The following is a 23,030-nucleotide window of genomic DNA, read 5'->3' as shown; positions in this document are numbered from 1 at the left end:
ATATCAGTAATTTATAATAATTATGACTCTTAATTAAAGTAGGTGCCCATATGCTTGTTTCTTTTAGTATGGTTATAAGATTTTTTCTGACAATTTTATTATCACTGATATTAACACCTGTATTCAAAATCATTTCAGTACAAACAGGTATGGTCGACAAACCAAATGAAAGAAGAATAAATAAAGTTCCAATGCCTTCAGCGGGCGGACTGCCTATCTTTATTTCATTTGTTATATCGACTTTATTCTTATTCCGTAAAATTATCCCTCAATCGTATATTGTACCGATCTTGATTGCTTCTTTAGTAATCATAGTCACAGGAGTGCTCGATGATAAATATGAGCTGACACCTAAACAAAAAAGTATAGGGATCTTGATTGCTTCTCTTATTATTTATTTTGTAGCAGATATACGTATTGATTCCTTCACGCTTCCTTTTATTGGATATATCCAACTAGGCTGGCTTAGTTTTCCCGTAACGATTTTTTGGATCTTCGGTATCACGAATGCGGTCAATCTGATTGACGGTTTGGATGGGCTGGCGGCAGGGATTTCATTGATCGGTTTAATTACGATAGGAATCATTGGATATTTTTTCCTCCATGCTTCTACAGTGTATATTCCAGTTGTTATTTTCTGTCTTGTAGCAAGTATTATCGGTTTTTTTCCTTACAATTTTTATCCGGCAAAGATTTATTTAGGCGATACAGGAGCTCTATTCCTAGGGTTTATGATGGCCGTCCTTTCACTACAAGGGCTGAAGAACGTGACTTTTGTTTCATCGATTTCTTTGCTGATCGTCATGGGAGTGCCGGTAACAGACACGTTTTTTGCTATCATTAGGAGAAAAGCAAACCGTGTTTCTTTTTCTACAGCAGATAAAAAACATCTTCATCACCGACTAATCAGTTTAGGCTTTACTCATAAAGGTGCTGTCCTGACGATTTATGCGATGGCTTTGATGTTTTCTTTCACAGCTATGGTCATGAATTATACTGGAAGAATCGGAACGATCATATTGATTATTGCCATGTTGTTTGCTGCAATTTTATTATTTGAATTGATTGGTCTGATCAATGAGAAACATCAGTTTATTTTAAAAACATTGCGATTTTTAGGGAATAAAGAGTACCGTACGCAAGTAAAACAGAAATATTTGAAGAAATGGAACCGTCATATAGATGAATAACAAATTAAACCAGCCGATCCTTATTAGTATTGTGACGGCAAACAGTGATAAAATTTTTCGGACACTAGATAATTTTATTTCAACTGTAAAAGATGAAACAGCAGTAAAAATCCGAATTTTTGACAACAATTCACTTCCCGAGTACAAAAAAAGACTAACAGAGTATAGGAAATATCCCTACATCGATATCTATTTTCATGATGAAAATTCCGGATTTGGTTATGGACATAATCACAATCTGATAGCTAGCGATTCTCGCTATGGCATTATTTGTAACCCAGATATTTTAGTGGATGAAGAGACAGTTACAGCATTGGTCTTGTTATTGAAAGAACATCCGGAATGTGCGATGTTAGCACCTAAGATTCTTAATGAAGATGGAACAACTCAGCACCTCATCCGTGAGCAGCTGGCTGTTTTTGATTACGTTTTGCGCTTTGTGCCTTTCAAATGGGTCAAAAAAAAGTTTGACAAACGACTGGCTGTGTTTGAATGCCGAGGATTGCCTACTGATGCTAATAGTTATGTACGGATGATCTCAGGTAGTTTTATGGTAGCTGATATTGATAAATTTAAAGAGATAAAGGGGTTTGATGAGCGTTTCTTCATGTACTTTGAAGACAACGACTTGTGTTTGAGTTTTGAAAAAGCAGGTTACAAGTTATTGTACACACCCTTTTATGCAGTTATCCATTTTTACGGGAAGGGTGCGCATCGAAATGCAAAACTGTTTCGCGTGTTTTTGACTTCTATGATGAAATTTTTCAATAAGTGGGGGTGGCGTTTTTTCTGATGAAACCAGAAATATTAGTAGTCGTTGTGCTTTATCAGCAACTATTCAGTCAATCTCCAGCTTATGGACCATTAAGCAAAGCACTTAGCGAAAAGCAAATTCAGCTTATTATTTACGATAATAGTCCTCAAAGGCAGCAAAATGAGCTGTTTGAAAAAGAAAATATCGTTTATCATCATGATCCGCAAAATCCTGGTTTAGCGGTGGCTTATAATTTTGCGTTGTCTCAAGCAGATGAAGGAACACGTTGTCTCGTCACTCTGGATCAGGATACGAGGCTAGTCGACGATTATTTTGAACTATTGCGTAAAGTAACCTTTACAGATGAATGTGTTGCTGCAGTTCCGATGATTTTTTCTGGGAGCCGACAAGTTTCTCCCCTATATTCAGATCGTTATATCAATCGTACAGCTCAAGCAGTAGAAGTTGAAGGCCCAACAGCTGAACGAATCATGGCAATCAATTCAGGTGTTGCCTGGTCTGTCAAATTTCTAAAAAAGATTGGCGGGTTTAATCCTGCTTTTTCTTTAGATTTTTTGGATCATTGGCTGTTTTGGAAAGTGGATCAGTTGGAAAAAACTGTGGAGATCCTTCCTGTACGAATGGAACATGATCTTTCGGTTTTAGACTATGAAAAAGTTTCAAGTAATCGATACCGTTCTATTTTACAAGCAGAAAATCGATTTTATCATGAATATGATCAAAGGCATTTATCCAGTCACCGACGACAATTATTGTTAAGAACAGCTAAACAGTTCTTGACCGTCAAAAACCGGCATATCTGGCGGATGACTTTGCGCTCATATGTTAAGAATTGGAAGGTGTGAATTCGTGCGTTCGGTTTGTATAGCTACCTTTAATGGAGGCAGATATTTAAGAGAGCAGTTAGATAGTATTTTATCTCAGCTTTCAGCAGAAGATGAAGTAGTCATTTCTGATGATGGGTCAGTAGATGATACATGGGATATATTAACTGAATACGCAGAAAAAGATAAGCGAATCCAGCTTTTTTCGGGGCCTCGTCAAGGATTGATCGCTAATTTTGGTTATGCGATCCAGCAGACGAAAGGAGATCTAATCTTTTTGGCAGACCAAGATGATGTTTGGTTGGAGACAAAAGTGAAAAAGATCACTGACTATTTTGAGCAGAATCCGGATCAGCTAGTAGTAGTTTCTGATTTAATCATTGTGGACAGCGAGCTGCAAGAGATCCATGATTCGTATTTTTCGTTTCGAAATTCCAAAGAAGGATGGCTTAATAATGTGATAAGAAGTCACTATATTGGTGCTGGTATGGCTTTCCGGTCTTCTTTAAAACCCGATATTTTGCCGATCCCGTCAGAAGTGCCGATGCATGATATGTGGATTGGTTTGCTGGGAGGAAAGAAGACTGGGTTCCTAAGAGAACCGTTAACTCTGTACCGAAGACATGATTTAAACGCGAGTGAGATTGAAACACATTCTAAATTACGGCAAAAAATTTCTTGGCGTGTTCATCTGATTACGGCGTTGATCAAACGAAAATGGTTTAAACGTTGATAAAAGATGTTTAAATCCTTAATATTTCCATGACAAATATAACAATTGATGAGATAATAACAAAGTGAAATTTGAAATCAAAAAGGAGAGCAGATATCCATGAAGGGAATCATTCTTGCTGGGGGCAGCGGAACACGTCTGTACCCTTTAACAAAGGCAACATCGAAACAATTGATGCCGATTTATGACAAACCAATGATTTATTATCCAATGTCTACTCTGATGTTGGCGGGAATCAAAGAAATTCTGATTATTTCAACGCCACAAGATACACCACGTTTCAAGGAATTATTTGGAAACGGAAATGATTTAGGACTGCAGATCGAATATGCAGTACAAGAAAGTCCAGATGGATTGGCACAAGCGTTTATCATTGGAGAAGAATTTATTGGAGATGATAGTGTCTGCTTGGTATTAGGGGACAATATTTACTATGGTGGCGGTCTGTCTAAAATGTTGCAACGAGCAGCTTCAAAAGATACAGGCGCGACAGTATTTGGCTATCATGTCAATGATCCAGAACGCTTTGGTGTAGTAGAATTTGATGAGAATATGCAAGCTTTGTCGATTGAAGAAAAGCCTGCTCAGCCAAAATCAAATTACGCTGTAACTGGCCTTTATTTTTATGACAATGAGGTAATTTCTATCGCTAAAGGTATCAAACCTTCAGAACGTGGAGAACTAGAGATTACGGATGTCAATAAAGCATATTTGGATAAAGGAAAACTATCCGTAGAACTTATGGGACGCGGATTTGCTTGGCTTGATACAGGAACACATGAATCATTGCTTGAAGCATCTACCTTTATCGAAACAATTGAAAAACGTCAGAACTTAAAAGTGGCTTGTTTGGAAGAAATTGCTTACCGTATGGGCTACATCGATAAGGAACAATTGCTGGCCCTTGCACAGCCATTGAAAAAAAATCAATACGGTCAATATTTATTGAATTTGGCCGCTGAATAAGGAGTCCTTACAGATGAAAGTAACAGATACAAAATTAACAGATGTCAAAATCGTAGAAATGGACGTCTTTGGCGATCATCGCGGTTTCTTCACAGAAAGTTATTCAAAAGCAAAATTTGCAGAACATGGATTGAAATATGACTTTGTTCAAGACAACCATTCACTATCAGCTGAAGCTGGTGTCCTTCGGGGGCTTCATTTCCAAAAAGGAGAAGCTGCACAGACAAAATTGATTCGGGTAGTCACTGGAGCAGTTTTAGATGTAGTAGTGGATATCCGCAAAGGTAGCCCGACTTATGGTCAATGGGACGGATTTATCTTATCTGAACATAATCATCGACAGTTGCTTGTACCTAAAGGATATGCCCATGGATTCGTTACTTTGACACCAAATGTGAACTTCCTTTATAAGTGTGATAATTACTATAATGCAGAAGCAGATGGGGGCATCGCATTTGATGATCCAGATTTAGCGATTGATTGGCCAATTGATCCATCAAGAGCGATTATGTCGGAAAAAGATCACCGTCATCCGACATTAAAAGAATTTGAAGCAGAAAATCCATTTGTTTACGGAGAAATCTAAGAATTAAGGAGAAATTTTCTTATGAAAAACATCATTGTTACCGGAGGTGCCGGATTCATCGGCTCTAATTTCGTTCATTACGTGGTAAACAATCATCCAGAAGTGCATGCCACTGTTTTGGATAAACTGACTTATGCAGGAAACAAAGAGAACTTGGCTGGACTTCCTAGCGATCGCGTAGAATTGGTCGTAGGAGATGTTGCAGATGCAGAATTAGTGGACCGTCTAGTAAAAGAAGCGGACGCAGTTGTTCATTACGCGGCAGAATCCCATAACGATAATTCATTAAAAGATCCTTTCCCATTTGTACAAACGAATATCATTGGTACGTATACACTTTTAGAAGCTTGCCGCAAGTATGATGTACGCTATCATCACGTATCTACTGACGAGGTTTACGGCGATCTTCCATTACGTGAAGACCTGCCAGGACATGGGGAAGGCGAAGGAGAAAAATTCACTGCGGAAACACCATATAATCCTTCAAGTCCATATTCTTCTACAAAAGCTGGTTCAGATCTGTTAGTAAAAGCATGGGTGCGTTCTTTTGGCTTACGTGCAACCATTTCAAACTGTTCAAACAACTATGGTCCTTATCAGCATATTGAAAAATTTATTCCTCGCCAAGTAACGAATATCTTAAGCGGTATTCGTCCAAAATTATATGGCGAAGGAAAGAATGTTCGTGACTGGATCCATACGAATGATCATTCTTCAGCAGTGTGGCTGATTTTGACGAAAGGCAGAATTGGCGAAACCTATCTGATCGGTGCAGACGGTGAAGAAGATAATAAGACCGTGATGGAATTGATCTTAGAAATGATGGGTCAACCAAAAGATGCGTACGACCATGTAAACGACCGTGCAGGACACGACTTGCGTTATGCAATCGATTCGACAAAATTACGGGAAGAGTTAGGATGGAAGCCTGAGTTTACGAACTTCCGTGATGGGTTGGCTGACACGATCAAATGGTACGAAGAACATGAAGACTGGTGGAAAAAAGAAAAAGAGGCCGTTGAAGCAGCATATGCCAAAAATGGACAATAATACAGAGAAAATGTCACTGTATTAATGGAAAAACACATGTGAGGCAGGCGCTCGCCTGTCTCTTTTTTAAAATAAAAATCAAGGAGCGGATAATCATATGTTTTTATTAACTGGAGGAAATGGGCAACTAGGTACAGAATTGCGCCATTTATTAGATGAAAAAAATCTGCCATATGTTTCAACAGATGCAAAAGACTTGGATATCACAGATGCCGAGAAAACAATGGCTTACATCACAGAATTAAAACCTGATGTTATTTTCCATTGTGCAGCTTACACAGCAGTAGATAAAGCAGAAGAAGAAGCGAAAGAATTAGATGAGAAGATCAATGTTGATGGTACAAGAAATGTAGCACTTGCAGCAAAAGCTGTGAATGCTCAATTCGTCTATATCAGTACAGACTATGTTTTCGATGGAAAAAACAAAAATGTAGAATACGAAGTAGACGACCAAACGAATCCACTAAATGAATATGGTCGTACGAAATTATTAGGCGAAAAAGCAGTAGAAGAGATTTTAGAAGACTATTATATCATACGAACTTCTTGGGTTTTCGGGATCTATGGACACAATTTCGTCTTCACGATGCAACGCCTAGCGGAAACCCGCGACAAACTGACTGTAGTAAATGACCAGTTTGGGCGACCAACTTGGACACGTACTTTGGCAGAATTTATGGTATATGTCATCGAAGAAAAAGCACCATTTGGTATTTATCATTTGTCGAACGAAAATAGCTGTTCTTGGTATGAATTCGCAAAAGAAATATTGAAAGATACAGATGTAGAAGTTGCACCTGTTACGTCAGAAGAATTTCCGCAAAAAGCAACACGTCCGCAGTATTCAGTCATGAGCCTGAAAAAGACAGAAGCGTTAGGATTTGTCATACCAACTTGGCAAGAAGCACTTGCGCAAATGCTGGAAGCTGCCAAAAAAATGAATAAGTAATTTCCTTTTATCAAATAGAATTTGGAGCATGATATGGAAAAACAAACAAGAAGTGCACGACGAAAAGAAAAGCCAAAAGCGAACCAGGCAGATTCGAATTTGGTGCTTGACCTGTTTCTAAAACTCCGCTATCTTATTGGCGTTTTAGTCATCGTGGTCATCGTTACTTTTAATTTAAACGGAAGTTCACTTGGTGTTTGGGATAAATATGTGTCGCAAAGAGACGATGGGAAAAAAACTGATGTGATTTTTGGACAGAATCGGGAAGTGCGGTCAGACGAATGGCTGGTGCAGACACCTTTTTACCTCTCACAAGCTGAAGAGGACTTTCCGTTGGTGAACGAGGATTATTCATTAAACGGACAAAACATGATCATTGCGTATAATTCTCCTGTAAAGGATATTACGGTTATCGGAAAACCATTCAACTGGGGATTCTTTTTCCTCGGAAGAGATCGAGGACTTTCCTTTTATTGGGCGATGAAATTAGTCGTCATGGTCTTGCTTGGATTCGAAGTACTGATGATATTAACGAAGAGAAAAAAAGCTCTATCGCTAATCGGTGCATTTGCGCTGATATTTTCTCCAGCAGTCCAGTGGTGGTTCATGCAACATGTGGGCGATTTGATTTTCTTTACTTTGGGACTGATGACTGCTTTTTATCATTATTTCTACAATCATGATAAAAAATGGCTACGAACGTTGATGATGCTTTTGGTGGTTATTTTCGGTATTGGGTTTATTTTAGTGATTTACCCAGCCCATCAAGTGATGCTGGCGTACTTGCTGATTTTTTATTTTGTTGGCCTGCTTATTTACTATAGCAAGAAAGTTTCATGGGATCTGTTGGATGTAGTGTTGATTGGAGGGGCAGTTTTATTTATTGGCGGAGTCATGGTTCATTTCTGGCTAACGTCAAAAGACGCATTGTTAGCTTCTTTGAATACCTTATATCCAGGAAAACGGGTAAGTACTGGAGGAAAGTGGACGATTGGCGAATTTTTTTCTTTCCTTACAAATTGGAAAATTCCTTTTGAAGATATCAACTATTCGAATAACTCTGAAGTGGCCCTGTTCTATCACTTTTTTCCAACTGTATTCCTAGCAAGTCCATTTGTGTTATTTGGCAAAAAAGATAGCGAACAAAAGTTACTGGGACGTATTTTGATGATTTTTTGTCTGTTTTCTATCTTTTGGATTACCGTTGGGTTGCCAAAATGGCTAGCAGAAATCACTCTGCTGTCTTATGTTCCTCCATTAAGAGCCATCCTTACTTTTAGTTTTGCGGCTTGTTTATTATCGATCTGGTTTATCGCTTATATTTGGAGAGAAGATGTTATTCCTATTTGGTATAAATTCATTTTGTTGGCAGTAAATGCATGGTCTTATTTCTATGCGATTACGCATTCGAAAATGGATAATTATTTTTCGGATTTTGAAACCATCGCAGTTGCTGTGTTGGGAACAGTGATTTTAGCTTTTGCATTATTTGGCTGGAGACGCTTGTTTTACCTCGCTTTTGCCGCCTTAGTTATCGTATCTGGCTTTTTCGTCAATCCAGTCGTAGAAGGTACAGGAGCGATTTTTGAAAAAACACTGGCAAAAGAAATCCAAAAAATCGATCAACAAGATCCTGGTAAAGTTTGGTTGTCTGAAGATGAATTATATAACTTCACCCCAACATTGGGAGTGAAATCCTTCAATACAGTACGCTTTTATCCAGATATAGCTGCATGGAAGAAAATCGATCCGAAAGAAGAATACGAGAAGTATTATAATCGGTATGCTCATACAAGAGCTTTTATCGCTAAGGAAGATACAAAGTTCATTTTAGATCGTCCAGATATGTTTTCGGTCACGTTGAATTTTGAAGACGCAGAAAAATTAGGGATCGACTATGTGATCAGTAAACGACCATTAACTGATTACAACCAATTATATGAAGCGCAGTTCACGCAGCTATATGGACCGGATAAAGACGGTTATATGATTTTTAAAGTAGAATATCCGGATTATCCAGATGTACCACAAACACAAACTCAGGAAAATCAGCTAGTCGTACAGTAATAGGCTAGCTGAGAATAATCCTGAAATGTTAGTAGAAAGGAGAGTGGAGATAATTCAAGCAATCGTACAAAAATTTGTCAACAAAATGAGTGTCGGTTTCTTGCTTTTGTTGCTGACGCTAGTCTTTTTTGTTTGGACAGCAGGGTTAGGTTTTCCAGCAACTTTGTTTATATATAACAATAGTTCATTACTTATCGCTTTTAGTGTGGCTATTTTGCTCATTTTAAATGTTTATAAAGCAAAAGGCGTCGATTTTCTTTATCTAGGTGTTGCGCTTGCCCTTTTCATTTTCTTTTCTTACTTTCGGGAATTAAGAAATGAGTCTTTATTTGGAGACTTACTGTTTCCTTTGATTATTTTATTTTGTTTAGTAATTAAATGGATCGAGTGGACAAAATGGGATCGCGGTATTTATCTGATTGTCTTTTCGGTCTTCCTCGGAATCACGTTATATCGTGTATTTACAGAGATCCAAGTACCAGAAGGACAAAGCATCTGGGCTCCAGGCAATTCGCTTTCTGATATTTGGATCAATACGAATACAATCGGAAGTTCTTTGATGACTCTTGCTTTATTGATCAGTGGATTTGCCAGTTCTTTTGAACGATGGTATGTACGAATCATCGGTGCAGTAGCAGTTGTTGCAGCTTTTCTCGGGATTTGGGTCTGCCAATCTAGAGGTGCATTAGTCGCGTTGATTGTTTTTGCGATATTGGATCTTTTACCTAAATCGTTGATGCGTGTCATTCGTGCGCCATTTATTGCTTACACGGTTACGATTCTTTTAGCTTTGCCGATTTCTTATCTGGCGGCTGTCTCTGAAAAAGTCAATTTGTTTACCGGTCGAGAAGATATTTGGCATAAATTCTATCAGACGCTAGGAGAAAAATCTGAACAAATTTTACTAGGAATGAAAACATTTATCTTCCAACGAGGAAACCAATTTTTAGGAAACCACAATAGTTATAATTCTATTTTGAATATCTATGGATTGATAGGATTTGGGATTGCTGCTTTGCTGCTTATCCTTTTTATTGGTCGCTTAACGTTGAAAGCAGATTTATCCAACGGGCAGATGACTTTTATCTGGGCCTTTTTTGCGGTGATGATGCAGTCATTTATGGAGGATACATTGACTTCATACCCATGGGTTCCGATTATTTATATCCTGTTGGCTATGGCCGTTCATCGATATGATGAACCAGAAGTTGCGGAGGAATTCTATGTTATGGAAGAGGCATATGACGATATGACTTATGATGATACATCTTATGAGGAACAACCAGATAGCGCTCATTCTTCCAGGATCCAACGCTATCATTGATAGGCACAAAATACGAGAGAGGCTGTGACAACCGTCGCAGCCTTTTTTGGTTTATTGCAATTGTCTAGCATCTTCTGTAAAATAGAAACGTTAGAGAAAATCTTGTATCATAGAAAATTAAGAAAGAAATAAGAACGCAGCTCGGTACCAAAAATATGGTAAAATGGCACTTGACTGTAATTCACTGAAAATCGCTTGGAGGAACACAAATGTTTAAAGATTTGTATTTATTTATGAAGGACATTTATCAGAACAGAAAATTATTGCTACAGTTTTCGATCAATGACTTCAAATCAAGATATGCAGGATCGTTTTTAGGAATCTTATGGGCGTTTATCAATCCGCTATTTACTGTATTGATTTATTGGCTGGTATTTGGTGTTGGACTGAAAGCACAAATGATCGATGCAAAATACCCATTTATCGTATATTTAGTTACCGGGATGATTCCCTGGTTCTTCTTCTCAGATGCATTTGCATCAACTACGGTTGTTTTTCGGGAATATACTTATTTAGTAAAGAAAGTCGTATTCAATATTCGTATCTTGCCCACGACGAAAATCCTATCCAATCTGTACACCCATTTATTCTTCATTCTGATTGGCATAGCTGTCGCGCTTATAAATGGTATATATCCTTCAGCAATGTCTTTACAGCTGATTTATTATTTATTTTGCATGTGTGCTTTCTTGACAGGATTGACTTGGCTGACGGCATCGATCCAACCATTTTTACCTGATATCATGCAATTAATTACGATCGTGCTGCAGTTGATCATGTGGACATTACCGATATTATGGAGCCCTAATCAGTTTGATTCAGGTCTTGTAAGCATATTGAAATTAAATCCGCTGTACTATGTTGTTCAAGGTTATCGTGAGTCATTTTTAAGTGAAGCTTGGTTCTGGGAGCATGGAACATATACTTTGTATTTCTGGGTTTTCACGTTAGTAATGTTCGTAATCGGCTCTGCAGTGTTCCGTAGATTGAAACCACATTTTTCAGATGTGCTGTAAGGAGAATAGCTATGACAGAATATGCAATTAGACTAAAAGATATCACAAAATCTTATAATATGTACGCAAAACCTTCGGATCGATTTCGTGAAGCCCTCAATCCTTTTAAGAAATCCTATCATGATGTATTTTATGCGTTGAAAAACGTGAATGTAGAAATAAAAAAAGGTGAGATGATCGGTTTCGTGGGAGAAAACGGATCGGGAAAATCTACAATGTTGAAAATCATTACGGGAGTACTGACACCAACATCCGGCACGATGGAAATCGAAGGAAAAATCTCAGCTTTGCTAGAACTAGGTTCAGGATTCAATCCTGAGTATTCTGGTTATGAAAATATCTATTTAAATGGAATGGTTCTAGGATTTTCAAGAGAAGAAGTCGATGAAATGGTCGATGATATCATTGAATTTGCTGATATTGGCGACCATATTTATCAACCTGTAAAAACCTATTCAAGTGGGATGTTCGTTCGTCTAGCTTTTGCTGTAGCGATCAATGTGAATCCTGATATTTTGATTGTGGATGAAGCATTGGCAGTAGGAGATCTTGAATTCCAACTGAAATGTATGGAAAAATTTACAGAAATTAAGAACTCGGGAAAAACGATTTTATTCGTTTCTCATGATATTAGTTCGATTCGCCGTTTTTGTGATCGTTCCTATTGGTTGAAAAATGGAGAAGTTGTCGAATATGGTGATACGATGGAAGTAACGACGAATTACGAAAACTTTTTGAAGAAAAAATCAGTTAAAACAGTAGATCGAAATAAAAACCAAGTAGAACGCTTCGCAGCTCCAGATATCGTAGACGTGACGAAAGCCGAATTGTTGGATAAAGATAAAAATCCAGTGGATATGCTGGAACAAGGAGAAAAACTATACGTTAAAGTAACCTATGAAGTAAAAGACGATACAATCAAAAATCCAGTTTTAGGAATTGCTCTGCGTACAGTCGACAATTTTTATGTGTGCGGACTCAATACTCTACTAGATGGTATCAAGATCCCTTGGAAAAAAGGTGAGAATATCTTTTATCTGGAGTATGAAAAGTTAGGTTTGTTAGCTGGTGAATATTATTTTGACGTTGCGGTCTTTGAAGAAAATGCAACGGTTCCTTTGGTATACAAGACAAAATACATGAACTTGTTTGTCAGCGGTTCTTATATCGGAGAAGGCATCGTGGTCTTAGACCATAAATGGGAAGAAGGGACTCATAGCAATGAAATATGATTTTGAAATGGACCTAGATGAACAAAGCAGTGTGGGAAAAATTGCCGCACAGATCAAACCAGGAAGTAAAGTTTTAGAGTTTGGTCCTGGAAACGGCCGATTAACGAAACATTTGATCGGAGCAAAACAATGTGAAGTGAGCATTGTCGAGCTAGATAAGGAATTGTTCGATTTTGTCAGCGAGTTTGCCCAAGATGGATTTTATGGAGATATCGAAAGTTTTGAATGGGCAAACTATTATGCTGGACAAACATTTGATTACGTTTTGTTTGCCGATGTTTTAGAACATTTGGTAGATCCTGGAAAAACGTTGAAGAAAGTTAGAGAATTTTTGAATGAAGAAGGAGAAATTCTAATTACATTCCCTAACTTGGCGCATAATTCTGTCATGATTGATTTGTTCAATAATCAATTGCCATGGGCTTCTTATGGTTTGCTAGATGAAACCCATAATTCTTTTTATACTCATGATGGCTTCCAAAAAGTTTTTGAAAAAGCAGGATTATACATCAATATTGAAGATTATTTGTACTTAGCTGTAGGTGATACAGAATTAAAATCAACTTATGAAGAATTGCCGGAAGCTGTACGTTATGATTTCAAAATGCGACCATTTGGCGAAGTCTACCAATACTTCTTCTCATTGATGAAACATCCAGTAGCACAAAGTTCCATTGCGCAGCCACAAAATTCTAATTATGTGAAAGTATTAGAAGTAATCCAGCAAACGAAACAAGATGAAATAATTCAACAAATACCATTCAATAATTTCACAGGGGAAAATGAGACACTAAGTTTCCATGTATCAGAATTAGCAGAACGAATGGTGTTTCGCTTCGCGCAGCAACCTAGCTTTATCGAATTCAGCGCAGAAGCTGCTGGAGAAAAACTCACATTTATCGATTCAAATGCTGTAGTCAAAACAGTAAATGATTGTTATTTGTTTGATGGTAAAGATTTACCAGAGTTTTTTTTAACGGATATTGCAGGGAAAGAAGTGACTATCCATTGTCACTATCGTTTTATCGGAGAATTGACACCAACAATGAAAGAATTGCTGGAAACGATCCGTCCAATGGCTGAAGTTACAAAGCAGCTTTCTGAGAAAAATGATGAATTAGAAAGAGAAAATCATCATCTTATTGAGAATAATACAAGATTAGATCAGACGTTGAAAACAACCATAAATCGCTATTGCACGTTGTTGGAAAGTGATGAATGGACAATCAAACATAGATTAGGCCGACGTAAGAAAGAAACATCGAAAAAAATCCAAGAAAAAGAGCTTTCTCTATGTATTGACGAAAAAATCTGGGATGCAGAAACAAAGATATTGAAAATCATCGGGTGGGGAATCGCTAATTCGGATCGCCAACCATTGTCCTATAAGTTATCAGCCGACCAATCACCATTTTTTGAAGCAATTCCTGTTTTACGAGAAGAAGTCAATCAAGCAAAACAGCTAGCTGAAGGAGCAAAAGCAGGATTTGAACTGCGGATCCTTTGCGAGAAGGAACGTTCATTCTTAGTGGAAGCAGTGGCTCAAAATGGTCAATCATGGATCATTGAAATGTAAATAATGATTAACTTATAAAGATAAGGAGTAAACGAATCGTGCAAAAAAAAGAAATTGCCGTATTTATCGATCAAATCACTCGTGAACGGGCCACTGGCGATTTGCTTATTGTGGGCTGGGCAATTGATGAAGTGACCAAAGAAATCCCTACGATAAAGGTAGAAAAAGAAAATGTGATTGCTGAAGCAACACATGTCGTAAGATTGGATATCAATCATTTATATAATCTTGATGTTAAGACCCAAAGCGGTTTTAAGGTACGTTTATCAGGGAAAATGAGAGGAAAAGCAATCTTAGACTTCCAAACAGCAAGACATCAAAATGGCATAGCTGTGAAATTAAACGGTAAATATCCTTATGATGACGGCATTGAATCTTCATGGGAAAGAAAAAAAAGATTACTGAAAAAAGGGATAAATTATGCAAGGACTCATGGCGTAAAAAAAGCAATCCGCCGGGTCAAACTGGAATTGAAACCAGGATCGATCGACTATGCAGAGTGGATCAGTCGTCATGAGAAACCTGATCTGAAAGAGCAAAGGAAGGAAGTACAAGGATTTGCCTACCGCCCATTGATTTCCATACTTATGCCTGTCTATAACGTTGAAATCAAATGGCTCGAAAAATGCATTGATTCGGTACTTGGTCAAACGTATGATCACTGGGAACTATGTATCAGTGATGATGCTTCTACTGATCCAGCTATCCGAAAGTGTCTGGAATCCTATCAAGCAAAAGATGATAGAATCAAAGTCGTTTTCCGACAAGAAAATGGACACATCAGTCTGGCAACAAATTCTGCATTGGAAATGGCAGAAGGAGAGTTTATAGCGCTCTTAGATAATGATGACGAATTACCCCCATTTGCATTATATGAAGTGGCAAAAGTGCTAAACGTACATCCAGAACTGGATTTGATCTACAGTGACGAAGATAAAATCGATGCAGATGGGAATCGCTTTGACCCGCACTTCAAAGCAGACTGGTCTCCCGATACATTGATGGGAAATAATTATATCTCTCACTTAGGCGTATATCGGACAAGCATTGTTAAGGAACTTGGCGGTTTCCGTAAAGGATATGAAGGCTCTCAAGATTATGATTTGGTTCTTCGTGTGACAGAACAAATTCCTGCAGAACACATTTACCACATTGACCGTGTCTTGTATCACTGGCGGACGATCCCGGGATCAACTGCAAGCAATGGAGAAGCTAAAAGCTACATCTATGATTCTGGAGTGAAAGCATTGACAGATGCTCTATCTAGAAGAAATATCAAGGGAAGCGTACATCCTGGGAGAATTTCTGGTTTTTATGAAATCACTTATGATGTTTTGCAAGAAGACTTGGTCAGTGTGATCATTCCAACTAAGAATGGCTATGAAGATCTAAAAACTTGTGTGGATTCGATCATCGAAAAAACGTCTTATCCAAATTATGAAATCATTATTGCAGATAATGGAAGTACAGATCCTAAAATGCAAGAATTATTTGCAGAATACAAGCATCAGCTGAAAGACCGATTTATCGTCGAATTAATTGACATTCCATTCAATTATTCACGTATCAACAATCTGGCAGCAGAAAAAGCTAACGGCAAATACTTTTTATTCTTGAATAACGATACAGAAGTGATTGAACCTGACTGGATGACAGCGATGGTTTCTTATGCACAGTTTGATCGAATCGGCTGTGTAGGAGCAAAATTATTTTATCCGGATGATACAACGCAGCATGCAGGTGTATTATTAGGGATCGGTGGCGTTGCAGGACATGCATTGAATAACTATGATCGAACACATTGTGGTTACTTTGGCCGATTGGTCATTGACGTCAATTACTTAGCAGTCACTGCAGCTTGTATGATGGTCAAGGCAGCTGACTTCAATGCTGTCAATGGATTTGATGAAACATTAGAAGTAGCATTCAACGATGTTGACTTGTGCTTGAAAGTTTATGAACTGGGTCGTTACAATGTCTATGCACATCAAGCAGAATTGTACCATTTCGAATCTAAATCAAGAGGTTATGAAGATACACCAGAAAAACAAAGACGTTTTGCTGGGGAAATCAAAAAAATGCAAGATAAGTGGCCTTCTTATATTGCTCATGACCCATTTTATAACGATAATCTAACTAAAGAAGGAATCGGCGATTTTTCGTTGAGACCTGATTGATTAAAAGAACTGTATTTTCATTTTTATTAATGAAAATACAGTTCTTTTAATTTAATTATATGAATATTGTAACTTGTGAATAAGGAATTAGCAGGAGAATACTAGTTCAGCATAAAGGAAGTGATGGGACTTCTGAGACAACTTTCTGTTATGCAGAAATACACATATAAACAGACAATAGACGCTTTTCCCCGTTTCTTTTAATTTCCTTTACAATTTGGTTATTCACTAGGTTTTTAAACTTTGCTATGGTAAGATGATAGAGGCATTATTTTATGGTTAGGAGTGTATATATGAATAAAAATGGGGAGTGGAATGCGGCACGCAGAATATTCATTATTCTTATGGATGTACTTGTATTAAATGTGTCGATCTATCTTAGTTTTTTGCTGAAATTCCAGGGAGAAGTACCAGTGAGAAACTTAGAGACCTTTCAGCATTCAGCAATTTTTATTTCCATCATCTTTATTGCGTTGAATATTTTGTTAGGAGCTTATGTATTCTATAACCGAATGATCAGTGATATTGTCTTCATTACTGTTATTGGACAAGTACTAATAGCATTGGGGATCATGGTAGTTACTTTTGCTGGCCGATGGTTTGCATTTCCGCGTGGCGTCATTTTGATCTCGTTTATCCTAGGTACGATATTACTTAGTGTTTACCGGATAGTCGTTTACAAACTGTACTTAAGAGTCAGTCGTGATAAGAAAGTCCTTATCGTAGGTTTGGAGAAAGATGTCGCACCAGCTATCCAAAATTTTCAATCTAAGAAAAACAATAAACATAAGGTTGAAGCAGTGGCAATCGATAATTATTACGAAAATACAAAAAAATTGATCGATGATATGGATATCGTCTATTTGGCTTCTAAAATCCCAGAAGATGAAAAAATCAACATTTATCAATTAGTGACTAAAAAAGAGAAGAAATTATTTTTAAATACGACTTTTGAGAATCTGACAATGATAAATCCGAATATTATGAATTTTGAAGATGAAAGCATCATTGAAGCTTCTGGGTTCAGAATCCAACCAGAATACGAACTATTCAAGCGTCTCTTTGATATCATCGTTTCGCTTATTTTACTGATCCTCGCCTCACCTTTTATGCTAATCACAGCGATTTTGGTAAAAACAACTTCACCTGGACCAATCATCTATAAACAAGTACGTATTACGAAAAATCAAAAGGAATTTTCAATCTATAAATTCCGTTCCATGAGTGCGACAGCTGAAGCAAAATCAGGACCAGTCTTGGCTAAAAGTAACGATGCACGTGTGACACCAGTAGGTAAATTTATCCGTGCTGTACGTTTTGACGAATTACCTCAAATCTTTAATGTATTGAAAGGCGATATGTCGATTGTCGGTCCAAGGCCAGAAAGACCATTTTTCGTTGATCAGTTCAATGAAGAAAATCCTTATTATTATTTAAGACACAATGTACGTGCGGGAATTACCGGATATGCACAAGTATACGGAAAATATGTATCAGATTATAACAGTAAACTACGTTTTGATTTGTTGTATATCAAAAAATATTCATTACTATTAGATTTGAAGATTTTACTTCAAACAATCAAAATCTTATTTGATAAGATGTCATCTCAAGGACTAGATGAAGATGAAAATATTAGTTCATTAGCAGAAATCGACTTTTCACAAGAGAAAATTTATCGCTAGGCTGGAGGAAAGAAATGAAATGAGCCATCCGATATTTAGTATAATTATTCCAATTTATAATGCAGAAGACACGATTGCTCATACAATAGAAGTTTTAAAAAATCTGGCATTCGAAGAATATGAAGTGATTTTGGTCAATGACGGTTCAACGGACAAAACAGAACAGCTGATTCAATCAGCTATCCAAGGAGATAGTCATTTTCAACTTTTTACAACCGAAAACCAAGGCCCTGGACTTGCTCGAAATGAAGGCATCAAGCAAGCTACAGGGAAATATGTATTATTTTTCGATGCAGACGATGAGCCAGTCAAAGAAATTTTGGCAGACTATCAGCAGTTGTTTGAACAGTATCCTGAAGCAGATTTGCTTATCAGTTCTTTTACATTCCGCACGCTAAGCGGGGAAGAAATCATTTCGGAAAAGGACTATCTTGTTCCAGAATACCAATATACAAATCATGAACAGTTCGTGGATGATATGTATCATCTGATGAATCAGCAGTTGATGTATGTGGTTTGGAACAAATGTTACAAGAGGGAAATCTTGATGGAAAAACAGATTCTATTCAAAAATTACAGCAGTTGTGAAGACCGTATCTTCAATTTGAACTATTATGAACATTGTCAGCAAGTAATATTGAATCCAAGAATCGAGTATATCTATCATTTTGAAGGTGGAAAAGGGATAACCAACCAATATAAACCGAATAAATTTGAAACCTTTAAAGAATTTTATGAATTAGCAAATGTCGTGACAAGGGATAAAGACAAACCAGGTATGGCTTCTCTTCTTTTAAAAGGAACAACCTCTGTCATTTTTTCTATTTATGAGAATTCTGAGCGAACTGCCAAAGAAAAAAGAGAAGAAGCCTTGCATATCTTGAATGATCCAGCCATCCAAGAAGCTAAAAAGGTTGCATTGACTGATTCCAGCGCGAAAAAAGTAACAAAATGGCTGTATAATTTGCCAGCTCCTCTATTATTATCTGCGGTGAAAGCCGGCAGCTTTGTGGAAGTGAAAATGCCAAGCATCATGGCATTGTTGAAGAGAGTTTATTAAAAAAGTCGGAATAAGGGGTTGTGACTGTCTTTTGTCACAACCCTTTTAAAAACAAAAAATAGCTGTTTATCTATCCGTTTTCAGTCAGTAAAGAAAGAACCACTTGCATAAGATTGAAAACCGCCTCTATTTATGAGAAAATAGGGAAGATTAATAAAAGAATGGTTGAGGCAACTATAATGTACAGTACAGATCCTGAATTAAAAAAAATTCAAAAAGTAAATCTCGAAATGGCACAATACTTTGTAGATTTTTGTAAAAGTCACGATTTGTTGTGTTATTTTTGTGGTGGCGGCGCAATCGGAGCAATTCGACATAAAGGTTTTATCCCCTGGGATGATGATTTAGATTTTTTCATGCCTAGAAGGGATTATGATCGCTTAGCTGAATTATGGGAAACCGGCCCACAAAAAGATAAATTTGTTTTATTAAGACCAACTCTGACGAATCACGATCGGAACTCCTTTACAACTATCCGTAACGTCCAAACGACCTTTATCAAAACGTACCAGGAAGATTTAGATATCCCTCATGGTATCCAATTAGATATTTTTCCGTTAGATACTGCACCTGAAAAGCAAGCAGAACGGAAAAAGCAAAAGATATGGGCAATGATCTATGCGATTTATCGAAGTCAGCAAGTACCACAAAACCATGGGAAAGCAATGGAATTAGCTGGAAAGTTATTGTTAAATAGCGTACCCGCAAAAACGAAGTATAAAATATGGAGATATGCTGAAAAGCAGATGACCAAATACAATGATAACCCGACGAATTTCGTTACAGAACTTTGTGTCGGACCTCGATATATGGGGAATGTTTATCCTGCAAAAGACTTTGAATCTGCTGTGTGGGTGCCATTCGAAGATACAGAGATGCCAGTACCAGTTGGTTATGATAATTATTTAAGTCAAGTTTTTGGTGACTATATGCAGCTTCCGCCTGAAAAAGATCAGGTTTCTCATCATGAAGCAGTTTATATTGATCCAGAACATCCATACACAATGTACAAAGGAAAATATTATTTAACTAAAGGAGCAGAAAAAAAATGATTACAGCTATTATTATTGCCGGTGGTGTGGGTAAACGAATGGGACAAGATATCCCAAAACAGTTCATTACAATTGAAGGTAAACCTATTATTATCTATACTTTAGAATCATTTCAACACCATCCTCAAGTTGACCGGATTTTAGTCGTTTGTAAATCTGGCTGGGAAGAAACGATGTGGGCGTATATCAAAGAATTCAACATTAGCAAAGTCCAATGGGTCATTACAGGGGGATCAAAAGGACAAGAGTCGATCAATAATGGTGTCCAGTTTTTGAAAGATTACTCTGAAGACGATGATACGATCATCATCCATGATGGTATCCGTCCACTAGTAGATGAACTAGTATTGTCAGATGTAATCGTTAAATGTAAAGAATTTGGTAATGGCGTAACCTCTCTACCTTACAATGAACAAATTTTTATCAAGAAAACAGAAGAAACGACGGAACAGTATGTCGATCGTAACACATTGCGGCGTGTCTCAACTCCACAAGCTTATCAATACGGAAAACTACGGGCAGCATATGACCGAGCAGTGAAAGAAGACATTGGTATGACTGATTCTTCCTATACGAATACCATGATGGTAGATTTAGGAGAAACTTTATATTTTGCTGCTGGTTCTGATAAAAATATCAAATTGACAACAACAGATGATCTAGAATTGTTCAAAGCATATTTAAAAATGAAAGACTAGGTGAAAGATGATGACGTTGATTAAACAACCAATGTACCAAGAAGATTTGGCAAAAGTAATCAATCATACACCAAAAATAAAACAGCTACATGGAAAATCCGTTCTGATGATTGGTGCTTCTGGAATGATTGGCTCTTTTTTGATTGATACGTTGATGGCTGCTAATGAACAACTAGGCATCAAAATCAAAGTTTATGCAATGGGCAGAAACCGTCAGAAGCTTGAAAAAAGGTTTGCCAGTTATCTTGAATTAGATACTTTCGAAATTGTTGAAGGTGACGTCACAGAACCCTTACCAAAAGAAATTCAAGCTGACTATTTGATACACGGTGCAAGTAACACACATCCTAAGGCTTACGCAACTGATCCAATCGGTACGATCATGACTAATCTTGCAGGTACAGAGCAAGTATTGAAACATGCAGTAGCAACCCAACCGGTTAGAGTATTATTTTTATCAACAGTAGAAATCTATGGCGAAAATCGAGGCGATATAGAAAAATTCACAGAAGATTACTGTGGATACATCGATTGTAATACACTGAGAGCAGGCTACCCTGAAGGAAAAAGAGTCAGTGAATCATTATGCCAAGCCTACATCGCAAAACACGACCTCGACATCGTGATTCCAAGGCTTTGCCGTACGTTTGGTCCGACGATGCTTTTATCTGATACGAAAGCATCCTCACAATTTATTTTAAATGCAGTCGAACAAAAAGATATTGTTTTAAAAAGTGAAGGAAACCAATATTTTTCGTATGTATATGTTGGAGATGCTGTTTCTGCTATTCTTCATTTACTGCTTGAAGGAGAAAAAGGAGAGGCGTACAACGTTTCTTCAGAAAACTTTGATTTACGACTAAAAGAATTAGCCCAACAGCTAGCTGATATCAGCGGCAAACAAGTAATTTTTGAATTGCCGGATGAGATTGAACAAAAAGGTTTCTCAAAAGCTAGCACAGCGATACTTGATAACAAGAAAATCAAAGAAAATGGTTGGTATCCAATATTTGAATTGAAAGAATCATTGATACACACAGTAGAATTAGTTAAAGGTGAGAAGCAAAATGTGTGAGATTAGTATTATTGTTCCTGTCTATAAAGTAGAACCTTATTTAAGAAAATGTGTAGATTCAATCTTAGCACAAACATTTACTGATTTCGAAGTGATATTAGTAGATGACGGTTCTCCTGACAATAGCGGTAAAATATGTGATGAATATGCATCGAAAGACAGTCGTGTCCGTGTTATCCATAAAAAAAATGGCGGATTAAGTAGTGCAAGAAATGCCGGGATTGATGTGGCACGAGGAAAGTATTTAGGTTTTGTTGACAGTGATGATTATATCGAAAAAGATATGTATGAACTTTTGTACGACAACATTGTCAAAGAACAAGCAGATCTTTCTATTTGTGGGATTTATGATGTATATGAGGGGAAAAAACCAGTAAATAAACCAACTATCAAAAAAACGGTAACTGCAACGGAAGGATTGTTATTAATATTACATGGAAATATTATTTCTGTTCATGCTGTGAATAAACTATACAAACGAGAGCTGTTTTCTACACTCCGCTATCCTGAGGGAAAATATCATGAAGATTCTTTTGTTATTGTTGATCTTTTAGACCGTTGCAAAAAAATAGCAATAGATTCAAAGCAAAAATATTATTACTATCATCGTTTAGATAGTATAAATACGGAAACATTCTCTGCCAAACAATTTGAGTTCATTGAAGCATGGGTGATAAACGAGAATAAGCTAAGAGGAAGAGGCAAAAAAATTGAAGAAGCTGCGCACCAAAGAGTCTGTTTTGCCAATTTTTTAGTTTTAGATAAAATCGTAACAGCCAAGGCAACCAACTTGCCAGAGACCAAAAAAATCGTTCATTATCTAAGAAATAATTTCCTATTTATTATGAGAAATCGAATTTTTACGAAAAGTCGCAAACTTTCCATGCTTTTATTGCTATTTAGTATTCATTTATATAAATTTCCTGTGGAGTTGAGAAGAAAAAAATTGGCCAATAATAAATAGCAATGTTGGATTTTAACTAAAAGATTTTTAA

At 37.1% G+C, this 23,030-nt stretch carries 20 protein-coding genes; all 20 read left to right on the top strand.

Features of this window, described 5'->3' with window-relative positions; translation table 11 throughout:
- Positions 1–50: 50 nt before the first annotated feature.
- The 20 genes from PYW34_RS08815 to PYW34_RS08720 all read left to right on the top strand — a co-directional run bounded on the left by PYW34_RS08815 (position 51) and on the right by PYW34_RS08720 (position 22,999).
- Positions 51–1,190 (top strand): MraY family glycosyltransferase, encoded by a 1,140-nt coding sequence (locus PYW34_RS08815; protein WP_002286457.1) that lies wholly within the window; start codon positions 51–53, stop codon positions 1,188–1,190.
- Positions 1,183–1,983, top strand: coding sequence for a glycosyltransferase (locus PYW34_RS08810; RefSeq protein ID WP_002286455.1), 801 nt, complete (start codon positions 1,183–1,185; stop codon positions 1,981–1,983). Before PYW34_RS08815 ends, PYW34_RS08810 begins: the two co-directional genes overlap by 8 nt.
- Entirely contained in the window at positions 1,983–2,810 is an 828-nt protein-coding gene (locus PYW34_RS08805; RefSeq protein ID WP_002286453.1) for a glycosyltransferase, read from the top strand. Before PYW34_RS08810 ends, PYW34_RS08805 begins: the two co-directional genes overlap by 1 nt.
- Positions 2,811–2,814: 4 nt before the next feature.
- Complete coding sequence (locus tag PYW34_RS08800; RefSeq protein WP_002286451.1) at positions 2,815–3,522, top strand: glycosyltransferase family 2 protein; 708 nt, start codon at positions 2,815–2,817, stop codon at positions 3,520–3,522.
- 99 nt (positions 3,523–3,621) lie between these two features.
- Positions 3,622–4,488 carry a glucose-1-phosphate thymidylyltransferase RfbA gene (gene rfbA / locus PYW34_RS08795; protein ID WP_002286449.1) on the top strand — a complete coding sequence of 289 codons (867 nt, stop codon included), beginning with the start codon at positions 3,622–3,624 and terminating at the stop codon, positions 4,486–4,488.
- Positions 4,489–4,501: 13 nt separating this feature from the next.
- Positions 4,502–5,074: a dTDP-4-dehydrorhamnose 3,5-epimerase gene (gene rfbC, locus PYW34_RS08790; protein ID WP_002286442.1), complete on the top strand. Its 573-nt coding sequence runs from the start codon at positions 4,502–4,504 to the stop codon at positions 5,072–5,074.
- Between the two features lie 21 nt (positions 5,075–5,095).
- The gene (gene rfbB / locus PYW34_RS08785; protein ID WP_002333319.1) at positions 5,096–6,124 is read left to right on the top strand and encodes a dTDP-glucose 4,6-dehydratase; all 1,029 of its coding nucleotides are present in this window, start codon (positions 5,096–5,098) and stop codon (positions 6,122–6,124) included.
- A gap of 97 nt (positions 6,125–6,221) precedes the next feature.
- Entirely contained in the window at positions 6,222–7,073 is an 852-nt protein-coding gene (gene rfbD / locus PYW34_RS08780; RefSeq protein WP_002294531.1) for a dTDP-4-dehydrorhamnose reductase, read from the top strand.
- A 33-nt stretch (positions 7,074–7,106) separates the two neighbouring features.
- Positions 7,107–9,140 (top strand): DUF7657 domain-containing protein, encoded by a 2,034-nt coding sequence (locus PYW34_RS08775; protein WP_002294530.1) that lies wholly within the window; start codon positions 7,107–7,109, stop codon positions 9,138–9,140.
- Between the two features lie 43 nt (positions 9,141–9,183).
- Complete coding sequence (locus PYW34_RS08770) at positions 9,184–10,464, top strand: EpaQ family protein (RefSeq protein ID WP_002322625.1); 1,281 nt, start codon at positions 9,184–9,186, stop codon at positions 10,462–10,464.
- Between the two features lie 209 nt (positions 10,465–10,673).
- Entirely contained in the window at positions 10,674–11,480 is an 807-nt protein-coding gene (locus tag PYW34_RS08765; protein WP_002289081.1) for an ABC transporter permease, read from the top strand.
- Between the two features lie 11 nt (positions 11,481–11,491).
- Positions 11,492–12,712 carry an ABC transporter ATP-binding protein gene (locus PYW34_RS08760; protein WP_002289079.1) on the top strand — a complete coding sequence of 407 codons (1,221 nt, stop codon included), beginning with the start codon at positions 11,492–11,494 and terminating at the stop codon, positions 12,710–12,712.
- Complete coding sequence (locus tag PYW34_RS08755; protein ID WP_002294528.1) at positions 12,702–14,288, top strand: class I SAM-dependent methyltransferase; 1,587 nt, start codon at positions 12,702–12,704, stop codon at positions 14,286–14,288. Before PYW34_RS08760 ends, PYW34_RS08755 begins: the two co-directional genes overlap by 11 nt.
- A 38-nt stretch (positions 14,289–14,326) precedes the next feature.
- A complete protein-coding gene (locus PYW34_RS08750; protein ID WP_002294527.1) occupies positions 14,327–16,465 on the top strand; it encodes a glycosyltransferase family 2 protein in 2,139 nt (712 codons plus the stop codon).
- Between the two features lie 293 nt (positions 16,466–16,758).
- Entirely contained in the window at positions 16,759–18,150 is a 1,392-nt protein-coding gene (locus PYW34_RS08745; protein WP_002295430.1) for a sugar transferase, read from the top strand.
- 19 nt (positions 18,151–18,169) lie between these two features.
- Positions 18,170–19,210 (top strand): glycosyltransferase family 2 protein, encoded by a 1,041-nt coding sequence (locus PYW34_RS08740; RefSeq protein WP_002295428.1) that lies wholly within the window; start codon positions 18,170–18,172, stop codon positions 19,208–19,210.
- A gap of 179 nt (positions 19,211–19,389) precedes the next feature.
- On the top strand, positions 19,390–20,262 hold the full coding sequence (locus tag PYW34_RS08735; protein WP_002295426.1) for a LicD family protein: 873 nt from the start codon (positions 19,390–19,392) through the stop codon (positions 20,260–20,262).
- Entirely contained in the window at positions 20,259–20,960 is a 702-nt protein-coding gene (locus PYW34_RS08730; protein WP_002295424.1) for an IspD/TarI family cytidylyltransferase, read from the top strand. The genes PYW34_RS08735 and PYW34_RS08730 overlap by 4 nt, the downstream gene beginning before the upstream one ends.
- Positions 20,961–20,967: 7 nt before the next feature.
- Positions 20,968–22,035, top strand: a complete 1,068-nt coding sequence (locus tag PYW34_RS08725; protein WP_002324408.1) for an NAD-dependent epimerase/dehydratase family protein — start codon at positions 20,968–20,970, stop codon at positions 22,033–22,035.
- Positions 22,028–22,999 carry a glycosyltransferase family 2 protein gene (locus PYW34_RS08720; RefSeq protein ID WP_002295420.1) on the top strand — a complete coding sequence of 324 codons (972 nt, stop codon included), beginning with the start codon at positions 22,028–22,030 and terminating at the stop codon, positions 22,997–22,999. Before PYW34_RS08725 ends, PYW34_RS08720 begins: the two co-directional genes overlap by 8 nt.
- The last annotated feature ends 31 nt before the right edge of the window (positions 23,000–23,030 follow it).

Source organism: Enterococcus faecium, assembly GCF_029023785.1.
Taxonomy (GTDB): Bacteria; Bacillota; Bacilli; order Lactobacillales; family Enterococcaceae; genus Enterococcus_B; species Enterococcus_B faecium.
Note: the sequence above shows the minus strand (reverse complement) of the source record. Positions and strands in the feature narration are given on the sequence as shown.

What these genes read in the sequence shown, in the direction of transcription:
- rfbC (WP_002286442.1), top strand. Translation starts at nt 4,502, where the DNA reads ATGAAAGTAACAGATACAAAATTAACAGATGTCAAAATCGTAGAAATG.
- PYW34_RS08775 (WP_002294530.1), top strand. Translation starts at nt 7,107, where the DNA reads ATGGAAAAACAAACAAGAAGTGCACGACGAAAAGAAAAGCCAAAAGCG.
- PYW34_RS08720 (WP_002295420.1), top strand. Translation starts at nt 22,028, where the DNA reads ATGTGTGAGATTAGTATTATTGTTCCTGTCTATAAAGTAGAACCTTAT.
- rfbD (WP_002294531.1), top strand. Translation starts at nt 6,222, where the DNA reads ATGTTTTTATTAACTGGAGGAAATGGGCAACTAGGTACAGAATTGCGC.
- PYW34_RS08810 (WP_002286455.1), top strand. Translation starts at nt 1,183, where the DNA reads ATGAATAACAAATTAAACCAGCCGATCCTTATTAGTATTGTGACGGCA.
- rfbA (WP_002286449.1), top strand. Translation starts at nt 3,622, where the DNA reads ATGAAGGGAATCATTCTTGCTGGGGGCAGCGGAACACGTCTGTACCCT.
- PYW34_RS08735 (WP_002295426.1), top strand. Translation starts at nt 19,390, where the DNA reads ATGTACAGTACAGATCCTGAATTAAAAAAAATTCAAAAAGTAAATCTC.
- PYW34_RS08745 (WP_002295430.1), top strand. Translation starts at nt 16,759, where the DNA reads ATGAATAAAAATGGGGAGTGGAATGCGGCACGCAGAATATTCATTATT.
- rfbB (WP_002333319.1), top strand. Translation starts at nt 5,096, where the DNA reads ATGAAAAACATCATTGTTACCGGAGGTGCCGGATTCATCGGCTCTAAT.
- PYW34_RS08765 (WP_002289081.1), top strand. Translation starts at nt 10,674, where the DNA reads ATGTTTAAAGATTTGTATTTATTTATGAAGGACATTTATCAGAACAGA.
- PYW34_RS08815 (WP_002286457.1), top strand. Translation starts at nt 51, where the DNA reads ATGCTTGTTTCTTTTAGTATGGTTATAAGATTTTTTCTGACAATTTTA.
- PYW34_RS08760 (WP_002289079.1), top strand. Translation starts at nt 11,492, where the DNA reads ATGACAGAATATGCAATTAGACTAAAAGATATCACAAAATCTTATAAT.
- PYW34_RS08740 (WP_002295428.1), top strand. Translation starts at nt 18,170, where the DNA reads ATGAGCCATCCGATATTTAGTATAATTATTCCAATTTATAATGCAGAA.
- PYW34_RS08805 (WP_002286453.1), top strand. Translation starts at nt 1,983, where the DNA reads ATGAAACCAGAAATATTAGTAGTCGTTGTGCTTTATCAGCAACTATTC.
- PYW34_RS08755 (WP_002294528.1), top strand. Translation starts at nt 12,702, where the DNA reads ATGAAATATGATTTTGAAATGGACCTAGATGAACAAAGCAGTGTGGGA.
- PYW34_RS08730 (WP_002295424.1), top strand. Translation starts at nt 20,259, where the DNA reads ATGATTACAGCTATTATTATTGCCGGTGGTGTGGGTAAACGAATGGGA.
- PYW34_RS08725 (WP_002324408.1), top strand. Translation starts at nt 20,968, where the DNA reads ATGATGACGTTGATTAAACAACCAATGTACCAAGAAGATTTGGCAAAA.